At 56.6% G+C, this 12,752-nt stretch carries 10 protein-coding genes and 1 pseudogene; 4 read left to right on the top strand and 7 right to left on the bottom strand.

What is annotated here, in order from left to right; genetic code table 11:
* Nucleotides 1-325: 325 nt before the first annotated feature.
* The 4 genes from YUU_RS55655 to YUU_RS0144495 all read left to right on the top strand — a co-directional run bounded on the left by YUU_RS55655 (nucleotide 326) and on the right by YUU_RS0144495 (nucleotide 5,595).
* Entirely contained in the window at nucleotides 326-2,566 is a 2,241-nt protein-coding gene (locus YUU_RS55655) for a glycosyltransferase (RefSeq protein WP_027527949.1), read from the top strand.
* Nucleotides 2,567-2,984: 418 nt separating this feature from the next.
* Complete coding sequence (locus YUU_RS0144515; protein ID WP_035665087.1) at nucleotides 2,985-3,473, top strand: adenylyltransferase/cytidyltransferase family protein; 489 nt, start codon at nucleotides 2,985-2,987, stop codon at nucleotides 3,471-3,473.
* A gap of 140 nt (nucleotides 3,474-3,613) precedes the next feature.
* Nucleotides 3,614-4,903: a hypothetical protein gene (locus YUU_RS0144505; protein ID WP_156944908.1), complete on the top strand. Its 1,290-nt coding sequence runs from the start codon at nucleotides 3,614-3,616 to the stop codon at nucleotides 4,901-4,903.
* Between the two features lie 206 nt (nucleotides 4,904-5,109).
* Nucleotides 5,110-5,595 (top strand): hypothetical protein, encoded by a 486-nt coding sequence (locus YUU_RS0144495; protein ID WP_156944907.1) that lies wholly within the window; start codon nucleotides 5,110-5,112, stop codon nucleotides 5,593-5,595.
* On the opposite strand, the gene YUU_RS0144490 is transcribed toward YUU_RS0144495, so the two are convergent.
* From YUU_RS0144490 to YUU_RS60930, 7 genes and pseudogenes are all read right to left on the bottom strand, one after another.
* On the bottom strand, nucleotides 5,570-6,298 hold the full coding sequence (locus YUU_RS0144490) for an ABC transporter ATP-binding protein (protein ID WP_245288317.1): 729 nt from the start codon (nucleotides 6,296-6,298) through the stop codon (nucleotides 5,570-5,572). The genes YUU_RS0144495 and YUU_RS0144490 overlap by 26 nt on opposite strands.
* A 68-nt stretch (nucleotides 6,299-6,366) precedes the next feature.
* Nucleotides 6,367-7,593 (bottom strand): hypothetical protein, encoded by a 1,227-nt coding sequence (locus YUU_RS54285; protein ID WP_051390259.1) that lies wholly within the window; start codon nucleotides 7,591-7,593, stop codon nucleotides 6,367-6,369.
* Nucleotides 7,594-7,600: 7 nt separating this feature from the next.
* On the bottom strand, nucleotides 7,601-8,410 hold the full coding sequence (locus tag YUU_RS0144480) for an ABC transporter permease (RefSeq protein ID WP_027527943.1): 810 nt from the start codon (nucleotides 8,408-8,410) through the stop codon (nucleotides 7,601-7,603).
* A complete protein-coding gene (locus YUU_RS54280) occupies nucleotides 8,397-9,437 on the bottom strand; it encodes a chain-length determining protein (protein ID WP_156944906.1) in 1,041 nt (346 codons plus the stop codon). Before YUU_RS54280 ends, YUU_RS0144480 begins: the two co-directional genes overlap by 14 nt.
* Nucleotides 9,438-9,642: 205 nt before the next feature.
* Nucleotides 9,643-10,713, bottom strand: a complete 1,071-nt coding sequence (locus YUU_RS0144470; RefSeq protein ID WP_027527942.1) for a hypothetical protein — start codon at nucleotides 10,711-10,713, stop codon at nucleotides 9,643-9,645.
* 105 nt (nucleotides 10,714-10,818) lie between these two features.
* The gene (locus YUU_RS54275; RefSeq protein WP_051390257.1) at nucleotides 10,819-11,973 is read right to left on the bottom strand and encodes a polysaccharide biosynthesis/export family protein; all 1,155 of its coding nucleotides are present in this window, start codon (nucleotides 11,971-11,973) and stop codon (nucleotides 10,819-10,821) included.
* A gap of 560 nt (nucleotides 11,974-12,533) precedes the next feature.
* Nucleotides 12,534-12,752 (bottom strand): annotated as a pseudogene (locus tag YUU_RS60930) (group II intron reverse transcriptase/maturase); the annotation flags it as partial.

Genomic DNA, 12,752 nt, shown 5'->3' with positions numbered 1-12,752 from the left:
CTTGGCCCGTGGTCTCCCCTGTGAACGCTTCACGTCGGCCCTTGCGGGACGCCGCGCATCACTCGGGGTCGGGGTGGATGGCTAGTCCTTACCCCATGGGGGACTTTCACCTCCTATTCTTTGCCAGCTTTCCTGGCGCACTCTGTTATGGGTCAAACCCGAAGAACTCCACTTTGACCACAGTTGGTTTGCTGCGCTCCCGGAAGCGGACTTCCGATCCGGCCGTTTATCAGTACACGCCTAGATATGACGAAATAGCTACGGGCATCAGCTCGCCTCCCTTAGGAAACTGAGTGCTCTCCTTTTGTCCGGTGGAAGATATCCGATGAAACTGAAAGAACTATTGGAGCTCAAGCGCGACGCTGGCGAAATGATCGCTGAGGGGGACGCCCGTCGCGACAAGCGTGAGTGGTCTGGCGCAGCGCAGTTTTATCGCACTGCGCTGAACATCGATCCTAGTCTCGCACACATCTGGGTCCAGCTCGGTCACGCCCTCAAGGAATCGGGCCACTACCAGGCGGCCGAAACCGCCTACAGAAAAGCTCTCGAAATCGAAGAGACCAACGCGGACACCTTTGTGATGCTCGGACATCTGCTGAAGATTTCAGGCCGACCTGGGGAGGCCCTTCAAAGCTACAGGAATGCCCAAAGGATTTCGCCGGATGATCTGTCGATCGTTCGCGAAATTGAAGCTTGCGAGCGCAATTTGGGTGAGAAGTTTTACAAGGGAGAAGGCACCCATCACTTGTATTTCGATATATCGGATTTAATTTTCTATATTGGGCACCACGATAATCTGACGGGTATTCAACGCGTGCAGGCCTCAATAGTGCTCGCGTTGCTGAACGTCGATTTGGGTGACGTGAAAGTCCACTTCTTGACGTACGTAAATTCGAAATCAGCATTCTATGAGATCGATCAGCGTTTCGTAATATCGCTGTTGCTTGATCTCGCAAGGCAGTCCGAGTTTCGAACCGTGGAGTTCGACAAGCCGGCGGCGCGCGACGGCTATATGAGGGAGGCCACCCCGTTCAAGCCGCCACCGCCCGGCCGAAAGAATATATTCTGTTTGCTCGGCGCAGCATGGGTGAATCGGGATTACTTCCTAAGATTGCGCAACATGAAAAACGCCGGAAGCTTCCGGATTCTCTTTCTTATTCATGACCTGATTCCGATCTTCGCACGAGAGACCTGCGACCAAGGCACGGCGGAGGTTTTCACGAACTTCCTGCATCAGAGTCCCCAAGTTGTCGATCAATATCTGTGCGTCTCAGAGAGCACCAAGAACGACCTGGTCCGGTATTTCAGTCGCCACGGATGGAAAATTCAGGAGCCTATTGTAACCAGGAACGGCGCTTTCCCTGTTTCGCCGGTCGAAGATCTGGACGTCGGCAGCATCGACAGGGACCTGGCGTCTGGAAACTACGTTCTGTTCGTCAGCACCATAGAAGGTCGAAAGAACCACATTGCTGCCTTTTACGCATTCGAAGAACTGGTTCGGCAACGCGAGGATGCACCGTATCTGGTTTGCGTCGGGCGTCTCGGTTGGCGAGCCGAGGAGTTCCTGTTTGCATGTGAAGCTTCTCAATTCCTGCACGGCAAGATCAAAATACTCTCCGACATTTCCGACATAGAGCTCAAGACGCTCTATCAGAACTGTCTGCTGACTATCTACCCAAGCCAATACGAAGGATGGGGGCTGCCTGTTGGTGAAGCGCTTAGCTTTGGCAAGCTTTGCATTACGTCGAATGTCACATCGCTGCCGGAGGTCGGCGGCGATTTCGCTCAGTACGTTGATCCCTCCAAACCCACCGAGCTTGCTGCAGCGATCAGGCATTATCTGGAAAACCCGAGCGAACTGGCGCGTTGGGAACAGCGCATTCGATCTGACTACAAACCGATTACCTGGGAAAGTGTAGCCTCGAAGATTCTTGCCGTCAGCGCCGACAGTTTTCGTATGTCGGCAAGACCCGCTGCCCCGACCCTGGAGCTTGGTCGGGAATACCCCGTCCTTGCCCTGCCTCGGCTGCCCGCCGAGCTTATGGGAGAACGTATGGTCAAGGCGATCTCATCCGCGAGGGGACGCCACTGGAACACCGGACTATATACCGACGAAGACTACTTCATTGGGCAGTCCATCCGTGTGGGCGAAGGATGGTGTGAGCCCGAGTCCGACCACACCTGGGCTTGCGTTGAAGGTGCGGGTCTAGCTTTCTCGGTCTCAAATCCGGGGAGAGAACGTCTCTCTATCTACGTCGCATTTCGCGCAATGGAGGCTTGTATAGGTTCCGATCTGATTATCGAGTCCCAGTCGACGCAGGTGTTACGAAAAACGATACACGATACCACGGGCCATTTCGTCATCCACGGGATCAAGCCCAGTTCGAGATTGGAAAGCGACAGCTATTTGTTGCGGCTGACGATAAGCGGTCCATCTGATTTGGCGGAGAAGCTAAGCGCGTCGGACAGCCGGTCACCCGCTATCGGGCTGCTGCGCGTTGCAGCCGTAGCCGAAACAGATATCGCCACCCGACTTCGAATTGTCGAGCAAGTCACGTTTGCGTAATGATGATACCGTAACGGGCGGGTGGCTGTCGTGCTTACTGTCGATGAAGTCATTTGGGGTTATCGATATATCTTAGGACGTGACCCGGAAAGCGCGAGCGTACTGGAGCAAGCGACGCGCTCGACTATGGATCGGCGCAAATTTCGACAGGTACTTCTGCGATCCCAGGAGTTCGTCCGTGGTGGCATGCTGCCCAATCCACCTCAGAGATGGGTCATGGCGGAAATCCTGGGCCGAAAGCGATTGATATGGCTCGACTTGGGAGATGACTTTGTCTCCCGGAGTTGCCTCCTAGACAACTACGAACCTTTCGAGAGTGAGCTTAAGCTGAGACGATCCGAAAAGTATACCGCCATCCAGTCGCTCACTTATTGAATCTCATTCTCGCCTTTACTCGAATTAGTGGGGCATCTGCAAAATGGAACAAAATGGTGGGGAGGGACCGCAGTTGAGGTCAGTTATCACATATGGCACTTTCGACCTTTTTCATGTCGGACATCTGCGACTTCTTAACCGCGCGAAGGCTCTTGGTGACAAGTTGATTGTTGCCGTTTCGACGGATCAATTCAATGCGCAAAAGAAAAAGAAGACCATCATTCCTTACAGTCAGCGCGCTGAAATTGTTGGTTCGATAGATTGTGTGGATATGGTGCTTCCGGAATCTTCTTGGGATCAAAAGCGAACCGATATCAAGAAATACAAGATTAGCGCGCTCGTGATGGGTGACGATTGGACAGGAAAATTTGACGATCTGCGTGACGTTTGCGAAGTGTGCTATCTTTCCCGGACCAGTGATATTTCCTCTACAGAAATCAAGCGTTTGCTTTCTCCGCTAGATGACGGGCACATGAAGGATCTTCGAAAAGCGCTTGATACTGTTGCAAGTATCATCGCTAGTCTACAGTAGACCGGCAATGGGCGTGCCTACCGGTTTTTTTGTTTCGAGCGAGCCAAAGATATGCTTGAGGCCGTTGTGGCGGATCTTTAAGGGGGCGCTTGAGCTCGTGACAATGATCATTGATCGCTTGCTTTAGGTATGAAGACTTCATGGAACACGCAATCTTTTTTGCCTCAAGCGAACCAAAGGACCTCTATTGTTTGAGACCATTGGAGAATGCGGTCAAATCGCGTTTAGGACGGATCATGCTCATCGATGTATTCGACTACCGGGAAACGGAAATCCGTGAGCTTGTGTTTAGCAGATGTCCGATCGTTGTGTGCGCTTCGCTAATTGCGCGCGACATGGTTGCCTTGTTTCGTAACGGGGAGCCGTTTGTCAGTGTAGGTATCGAGCATGGCTTCTCGCCGTTCAAGTCTTATACATTTGGCGAGCATTTCTTGCGTCACGACATATATTTTGCCCCGTCGTCTCTCTGGGCCGATCGGTTGTCTCGTTTGTATTCGCCGCCCCTCGGGAAGATCGTCGTTGGCGGATATCCGCGGGCACACGAAATGGATGAATTGCTGAGACGTAGTGCATCCCAACGGTTTGACACGCTAGATGTTCGATATTGGCGAGGAGTTCCGCGATCGAGACGAAAGCTGGTCATCTTCTCCTGGGGTGTGAACCCAGAGGAACTTTCTTCGTTGCCGGACAGTTCGGAGATCGTCTACCTGCTTCATCCTGCCGATGAGAGGCTATTTTCCGGGTCAAGTTTTAAGCTTGCATCCTTAGTGGTTTCGTCACCCGAATTAACAGCGTTATTGTTGGCTAACGCAGGATTGATTCTGGGTGACTTCTCTTCACTCACATTCGAGGCGGTTTATTTTGGCTTAGCGCCATTTTTCTTCATATGCCGCAATCTGTATCTGTCAGATTGTGACATGACCGAAGAGTTCTTTCGACGAGGTAGTTCGAAGTTTGCAAATATTCCGCACACCGATCACCAAATCGATCCTGGTGCCATACTAGACTTTGATAGCTTCTTGGCCCTCCTAGGTAGGAAATCAGATGACCTGTCAGATCTTCGCGTGAGGCCGTTACAACTGCCCAATGGTTTCTTGCCTCCTTCCGAATTTAACTCGCGGAGCTTTATTGCCGAAGGAATTCTGGCACTCGCAAAGAAAGCAGGGGAGCCGGGTGACTATGCGGAGGATCAAGCAAGGCGGTCACGAATTGACGCGATCATGGTGTTGGCGGACGGGTATCGAAAGATACTGAAACGGAAACCCGATGGGCCTGGAATCTCGCACTATCTGCCAAAGCTGACGTCAAGAGAGTTGACGATTAATGAGCGAGTCGCAAAATTCAATGCGGCTCTGGCAAATTCACCGGAAAGTCAGCAAAAAAATGGCGCGCATGCCTGCGGGCTTGAGAGAGGTACTTCACACAAGTGACGCAGCCGCGCGATGCGGGCTTCCAGGAAGTCGAGACTTCCCTTGAGGCGGGCATTGACGCATATGTCGGCCGACGGGAGCGTTTCGCGCTGTTTTCTGTCACCTGTAGGTACGCCGATCGTCACCTCGGCGATGCCAGCTCCCGTTGGATAAGCAGATGGACCAATTGAGTCGACATCTCCGAGAGCTCTTGGTGCCACGGAAGAATGCTCTCCTTCTCGCGCAAGCCGATGCGGCGCGTGATCGAGGGAATGGTCAACCGGCGTCGAACTGTACCGTCAGTTCGTCGCCTTGCACCCGAACGGGACGGCCTTTTGATACAGTCCGGGCATTGTCTCAAGGAAATGGGACACTGTGACGCTGCACTGATGGAGTATCTGTCCGTATCCGACGAGGAAGAAAAGCCGGAGGCTGATTTCCAGGCGGGCAACTCCGTGGCGGCGAAATGGGCTTTCGCGCGCAGCGCTGCGCGCGGGCACGCAACATCGGCCACTGAGTTTGACCGGCTGGCGCGCGGTGAGACGACCGATCGTATGAGCTTCTTCGAGCGCGCTTCAGAGATTGGCGAGGATGACCGCCACATGCTCGCCCGGCTCTTCGCAGCAATTCACGGATACAAGCGGCAACAGACCAGCAACTATGTTGTGCGCAGCTTCATTTGTGAATTCACTGTAAGCTTTGATAGATCTTAATCGCGAAATCCAGATCTGAGAACACGCGTCCCCGTCCGTTCTTGAGCACCAGAGCCTGATTGCAGTATCGCCGGATGATGTTGGTGTCGTGGCTGATCATGATCATCGCGCAATTCTTACGGGCGACGAACAACGCGTCATAGCACTTCTGATGGAAGCGGTGATCACCGACCGCCATCACTTCGTCGATCAGGAAGCATTCGAAGTTGATGGCGAGCGTCATGGCGAATGCAAGCCGCATCTGCATGCCGCTGGAATAGTATTTCACCGGCAGAAAGAGTTGCCGTCCCAGCTCCGCAAAATCGTCGACATAGGCAATCATATCCTCGACCGGCGCGCCGTAAAGCCGGGCGATGAACCGGACATTATCCACGCCGGTCATTTCGTGCCCCATGCCGCCGGCAAAGCCGAGTGGCCAGGACATGAAAAGCCCGCGATGGACCTCGCCGGATGTCTTGGAATCCACGCCGCCAATGATCCGCAGCAAGGTCGATTTTCCGGCGCCGTTGCCGCCAAGGACCGCGATCTTTTCCCCGAGACGGACTTCGAACGAAATGCCGTCAAGCACGCGGCGCCTGCCGAGCGAGCTATGCACCTCCTTCACGAGGTCCGTGACGGCGACGCACTTGCCGCGATCGGTGACCTGGTCCTCGGCCATCACATCGGCAACGCGCGCCTTGAGCGATTGCAGCTGTCCGGCCACCGGCCCAACCGCGGGCAGGTCGCCTGAAAGGCGAGCTATCGAACGTGTGATTTTGCCAAAGGGGGGCATCAGAGAGAATGCTCCCGAAATCCCTTGAGAATCGAGTTCACAACGACGAAGATCGCGAGAAAGACGCCAAACGCTGCGGCAAGCATCAGAAAGCGCCTTGGATACTTCGCTTCATCGGCCAGGTTCGGCTGGGTGATTCGCTGAAGATAGAGATGCTGCCGCTGCGCATCCTGTCGCGCCGCGGTGAGATTGCCGAGCGCGCTGTCCATCTCGCGAGCGGCGAGCTGCCGTTCCAGCGTCAGCTTTTCGAATTCCGCCAGCCCGCCGCTCAACGAGCGGTCGGCGCCCACGATCTTCATCTTCTCGCGGTCGATCTGCTCCTGATAGGTGCGGATCCGCTCCCGCAGCGGCGCGATCGCGGGGCTGGAGGGCGAAAGCGAGATCTGCTGTTGAAGCGAGGCCTGCATTTCCGCAAGTTCCGTGGTCATCTGCGCGATCTGCTCCAGCGCGGTCGCCGACTCGCGCGACGGATCGACGCTGCCGGCGGCGTTGCGGAACTTCACCAGGCGCAGGCCGATGTCGACAAGGTGCTCCTGCGCCCGGTTGACGACGGATTGCGCATACGCCTCGGCATCCCTCACCATGCGCTCGTTGAGGCGGTTCACCAGCTCTTCGGCGTGCCCGAGCAGTGCGTTGACGAGCGCCTGTGAATCGTCCGGGCGGAACGTCACGGCGGCGATGGCGGTTATTCCCGACGTCTTGTCGTACTCGACGCTGACCATCGTGCCGAAATGATTGTAGAGCTCCTCGCGATTATCGCGGCGATAGAGATTGGGAAAGCGGTAGAGGAAGTCGGACTCTTCCCGCGACAGGATTTTCCGCAAGTCATTGGTCGTTTCGAGCTGCTCGACCATGTCGCGCGACTTGATGTAGCTGTTCACCGCATCTGCAAGGTCCCCTGCCCCGTGGCTCGAGGCCAGCACCGCCGCCTGCGAGCTGCCGGCCGCCATGGCGCCCTGATAGGCGGCGGACCGGACGATGAAGTTGGCCTCCGAGACGTATCGGTGCGCAGCAATCAGGAAGAGATAGACAGCGACGACGAAGCTGGGCAGCAGGACCAGGCCCACGAACAACCTTGCCCGCATCGACCATCCACGCGGTTGCGCCAGCTCGGGCCGAAACGGCGCATCGATCATGGCCCCCTCTGCCTCGACCGGGACCAGCTGGATCGTCTCGTACGGCCGGGCGATGGGAGGACTGCTATCCGCCAGCTTCGTTCGTTCCATCACGTTCTCAATGATGACTGTGTCGTTGGGCGTATTGGACCGCCGGAATGCCGATGGCCGTCAGGACCACGCAAACGATCGTGAGATAGGCGGGCGAAAAGTAGGTCTTCATATAAAGTGGGAAAATTCCCCCACGGATCATCTCGACGCAGTTGATCAAGGGGGACCACAGGATAATCGACTGATATTGATCGGGCAGCCATGACACCATGAACACCAACCCCGTGAACGGAAGCGTAATGTATAAAATCGGCGCCACCAGACGCGAAGACGCTTCGTTGAGCTCGGTGATAGCAGCGATATTCAACCCAACCGCGAATGAAAGCCAGCCCGTGAAGGCAAAGCCTCCGAACAGCAGCAGCGGGTCGTGGATGGGATAGAGCACGCCAAAGAGCCACAGCGGAATGTAGGCAATCAGGAAGGCAGACACGGTTCCGATCGTTTCGAGCAGCGCGTTGGCAAGCAGGATATCCAGTATCTTGACCTGTTGATGATAGAGAAGATGGTTGTTGTGACGAATGGCCTGATTGGAATGGCCAACGATGTGGCGCCACAGCTGGATAAATCCGTACCCCGTCACCGCCATCGGCACCACGCCGGCACCCCCGTGGCCATGTTCAAGACCACCCATACTCCACATCACGATCACGCCGGTGGTCAGGATCAGCTGCTCGCCCATCAGCCAGAAGAACCCGAGGTCCTTGTGGCCATAACGGGTCATGGCTTCGCGGATCATCAGAGCGCCAATTACGCGCACCTGCGAGCGCAGGCCCACGCCCAGGTCCTGCGACGCCATGCGGAGGCTACCGGTGCGCATGCTCACCCGCTCCAACCATCAGGATCCATATGAAGGCAAATATCGCAAAACCGGTGACGAACACGGCCGCGAACGCCCGCAACCGCTGCGGCTCCGTGCTTTCGTCGGAGAGATTGGGCGCAATCGGCATCTGGATGTAGAGATGCTGGCGTTGCGCTTCCTGCCGCGCGGCCTCCATCGCTGCTTGTGCCGACGCCACATCCTTTTCGGCGAGCTCGCGAAGCAGCGTGAGGCGCTCGTAGGTCGAAACACTCGGCGCCAGGGAGCCCGAGCCCCCGGCGAGCTTCGACCGCTCCTGGTCGATCTGCTTCTGCAGTGCTTCGGCGCGCACCGCCATGGTCTTCCCCGCCGGACTGTCTGGGGCAGAAGTCAGTATCTGCTGCCGCTGCGCCAAAATCTGAACCCGCTCGCGGGATAGGCGATTGATTGTTTCCAGGACGGCGGCGGAGGTTTTTGTCGGATCAACCAGCAGTTCCTGGGTCCGGAATGTCGTCAGCGCCTGCTGCGCATCGATCAGCTTCTGCTGCGCGCGGCCAAGCTCGCTCCAGGCAAAATTGAGCGTGTCGGTTTCGGCACGCTTGTTGAGGTCGTTGACCGCTTTCTCGGCGAGCTTGAGCAGCGCGTCGGCGAGCACCTTTGAATCTTCTGGACGAAAGGTCTGCACCGTGAGGACCGACAACCCAGTCTTTGGGTCCTGATAGACATCGACGCGATCTAGAAAGTAGTCATACAGACGTTCGAAGGAATCGCCGCGCCCAAACCTTGGAAAGCGCGAAAACAGGTCGGACTGGGGCCGAGAAAAGATTTCGCGAAGCGGGAGCTGAGCTTCCAGCGATCGAACCGCGTCGCGGGAGAGGAGGTATCCCGTGACCACGCTGGTATCGTCGACTTGCTGCGATGCGCCGACCGCTTTCATCAACGCGTCAAGGCCCGTCGGCTTTGCGGATGCAGCCTTGGTGACCAGAAACTGCGCTTCCGATACGTAGCGGGGCGCCGCCCAAAGCGAAAAATAGAGCGCCGCCACCATCGTGGGAGCGGCGACCAGTCCGAAGAAGATGAGGCGAATGACGGTCGCACGCCGGCGCGTCTCCTCAAAATAAAGGTCCGCCGCCCTGCGCGTTAGAGTCGCTGGCTGGCCCGCGATCACGCGGGAAAGATCGCGCAGCCGCGTTAGCGCGTTCACTGACCGCCTCCTTTCGCAGTGGGATCAGGTTCAGACGCGACGTGAAGGGTCAAACGGCCCCCTCGCGTCGCAGATCAGGTAGCACTGGCCCCGCTCGTCTGACAGCGATCCGATTGAAGGTGATGATTCCCTCGATGGCTCCGGAAAGCGTCTGGAAGCGGACCTGTACAGGTTCGAGCGGGTTTGTGATTTCGAACGAGATCTGGAGCCTGTATGTGCCGCTCGCCGGCAGCGACGTGGTGACGACGCTGAGAATGTCTCCGGAGTAGATATCTGCGTAGAGCTGGTTGCCCGAGTGGTTTTCCTGCACCTCGAGGACAACATCCACGCACCATTTTCCCGGCGTAAGATGTAGGTATGGTCCGTAGGCGAGAAATCTGGCCGGCCCCAGCAACTCGACGCGCCCGGAAAACAAGCTATCTGGGGCCGCACTATCCATAAAAAAGCTGATCGGCCAATCCATGTGTTCCAGCTGACGGCCACTCACAATCGCTGAGTATGGCTGGGAAAGTTGAGCCACTAGAGTCCGATCAGCGATTGCCATCTGTTGAATCGCTTTGCCTGGGAGAGCGGCGTGCGGAAGTACTTTCGCCAGGTATGCGAACAGGCTGGCTTTTTCTCCTTCCGATGACAGGCTTCTTGCAACCTCCTCGCGCTTTGCCTGGTTAAGACGTGCTCCAAAGAATGCAGCAATGTCGGCGAGCACCTCTCCCAAGGCTCGTACATGCGTCCTTGCGTCGAGCTTCAACACCAGGTCGGATCGGATAAGCGGCTCGAGAGCACAAAACGAACGCGAGGCCAACCGAATGCTGTCATTGAGGGTCATATCTCGCGATCGACGTGCATATGCGACCACGTCATCAAAATTATCGACAAAGAGAACGATCGGCGCTCTCGTTTTTACGAACAGCGCGCAAAGGTCGGGATCTGGCAGATCAGAATAGAAAACGACCTTTGCATCGTGTATCGGGCCTAATCCCGACAACCTTTCGCGAAGCTGCTCGGTCGAATTGGCGTTGGCAAGCTGATACGGTCCGAGAACGATCTCGGTCAGATTGCGCACCACGTTTAGACCGCCGTACATCAGGGCGGATGGAGTGCCAAATACGCTTAACAACATGGCTGAACCTGAAATGGGGCACGCACGACCCCGCGTCTATGGCCCGTTAGTTTGCCGCCCACAAGGTTTGGCCGACACCCTATATTCGCGCCAACGCTTGTTGCATTACTTGCCCGCGATGAGCGCGCCCTGCACGGCGTAGGCTGAAAACGCGTTCACAATTCCCATAATTTTTTGCAAGTCCGTGAGCGGTGCGCTTGAGACGTAAACAACGTCGCGGTTCATGATTGGGAACTTCTGAGCCAGAAAGAAGCCTTCTGCACTTCGCAAATCCAGCCGGTATACGACCGGTACGGACGGCTCGACCGTTGCTAGGAAGCTGTGAGGATCGATGGTCTGCACAAGTGCACTAGGCTCATACCGGAAGACGAACACGCCAGCCGGATCAGAGCGGTAGTCGAGCAGGCCGCCGGCCTTCGCCAGGGCCTCAGCGAGCATAATACCATCCGCGTCAAACGGTATTTCCGCGTTGCTGCCGGTCGCCCCATAAGCCAAGAACTTCTGGGGCGCTCGCACAAGCGTAAGGACGTCGTTAGGCCTTAAATAGATGTTTTCCCGCGGCTCCTTGGTAACTCGAAGCATCGGGATGCGGGCAAGTTCCTGGCGCCGGGTGAGTTCAAGGTAGGTCTCGTTAACGGGGGCACGCAGGCCACCGGAGGCTGCAACCACGTCGAGGATGCGATCACCTCCCACGGTAAGCGGGACTCGGGCGCTGTTGGCAACCTCACCCGTAACTGTGACGGTGCTACTGACCGGACGAGTAACGTTGACGACGACTTGGGCGTCCGTGGCCTTACCCGCCAGTCCCTTACGAATCGTGTCCTCGACCGCCCGTGTGGTTTGCCCAGCGACCCTAATTCGTCCGGCAAAAGGCACCGTGATTGCCCCGTCCCGACCTACAACCTGATCCGGCACCGTCGAATTTCTTGAGCCTGTGGTTGATGGAATTGACGTAATCGCACTCGAGGCGAAGAGAACCCCGCCAGGAGCTTCCCAAATGTTGACGACAACCGAGTCGCCAACCCCGATGGTGGGCTCAGGCGAATGCTTGGCATCGCCAAAGCGCCGCACCAAACTGCTTGGACCACGCTGTTGTAAGGCAGTGACAACATGGGGCGAGATATCAAACAATTCGTAGGAGCGGGAAGCCGACGCCGTTACGTCACCAGCCATAGGTCCCGAACGCGGAAGGGCTGAGCACCCTCCAGCGGCGAGGCCAACAAAAACCCAAATGGTTGAGAGTTTCATTTCCAGCTTCATGAACAGGCAATTACACCTACCTTCGAGCGGCCATAATCGAACAGGAGAGGACTCGGTTCCACCGGTTTCGCTACGCTGCAGCAGAATTCCAACCAGGACGTGTACTCATAAATCCGCCATGTCCGCGTAGCCCCGACAGCGGCGCAGAAGCGGACATTGCGCGAGGTCCGCTGCGAGCCAATATGCATTACCGAGATTGCCGCCTTGCGATTGTGATCATCGCCTGAAGAAAGCTTGAATCGCGATCTCCTAGTAACATCGGATCCTGAGGACGGTCTTGTGGTAAAGCGTCCATTTTGGACACTCATCTCGTTGCGCTGTCGCGAAGCGGTGCGCATTTCCTGTACTGCGGAGAAAAGTTTGAGAGCCTCCAAACTCGACACTTGGAAGGGCCGCTAACCGCAGCCGGTCCAAAACGATCCCTTGAACGGATCCTTGAAGGATTACGTCTGGGTGTGTTGCCAAGCACTGAAATGTCCGCCGGCCGAGAGCCGCCGCCCATGGTCGTGGTAGGGACGAGGATTGCTCCTCGCCCCCCACCCAGATCCCGGCGAGCGCTGCTAACGCACCGGGCTCCTCCCTCGGGTTTTGGCGTCGAAGCGGTGACAGGGCAGCGGGTGTAGTGTCTTGATTGGCGGAAAGAAGCGATCGACGAGGCGGATGAAGCGCTCCCAGGACAGATCAGCCTTCTGACTCCGACGCCGAAGCGTCGTAAGCCAGAGCCTTCGCACCTGATTGCAGAACCACCACATGCTCGGGTGGTTACCCGAGACCGCATA

This window comes from Bradyrhizobium sp. Ec3.3, from assembly GCF_000472925.1.
In the GTDB taxonomy this organism is placed as follows: Bacteria; Pseudomonadota; Alphaproteobacteria; order Rhizobiales; family Xanthobacteraceae; genus Bradyrhizobium.
Note: the sequence above shows the minus strand (reverse complement) of the source record. Positions and strands in the feature narration are given on the sequence as shown.

Bases quoted from the DNA above. Each gene is read 5' to 3' on its own strand.
- YUU_RS54285 (WP_051390259.1), bottom strand. From the start codon at position 7,593: ATGGAACGAACGAAGCTGGCGGATAGCAGTCCTCCCATCGCCCGGCCG.
- YUU_RS0144470 (WP_027527942.1), bottom strand. From the start codon at position 10,713: ATGTTGTTAAGCGTATTTGGCACTCCATCCGCCCTGATGTACGGCGGT.
- YUU_RS54275 (WP_051390257.1), bottom strand. From the start codon at position 11,973: ATGAAGCTGGAAATGAAACTCTCAACCATTTGGGTTTTTGTTGGCCTC.
- YUU_RS0144495 (WP_156944907.1), top strand. From the start codon at position 5,110: ATGCTCTCCTTCTCGCGCAAGCCGATGCGGCGCGTGATCGAGGGAATG.
- YUU_RS0144515 (WP_035665087.1), top strand. From the start codon at position 2,985: ATGGAACAAAATGGTGGGGAGGGACCGCAGTTGAGGTCAGTTATCACA.
- YUU_RS54280 (WP_156944906.1), bottom strand. From the start codon at position 9,437: ATGGTGGCGGCGCTCTATTTTTCGCTTTGGGCGGCGCCCCGCTACGTA.
- YUU_RS0144480 (WP_027527943.1), bottom strand. From the start codon at position 8,410: ATGCGCACCGGTAGCCTCCGCATGGCGTCGCAGGACCTGGGCGTGGGC.
- YUU_RS0144505 (WP_156944908.1), top strand. From the start codon at position 3,614: ATGGAACACGCAATCTTTTTTGCCTCAAGCGAACCAAAGGACCTCTAT.
- YUU_RS55655 (WP_027527949.1), top strand. From the start codon at position 326: ATGAAACTGAAAGAACTATTGGAGCTCAAGCGCGACGCTGGCGAAATG.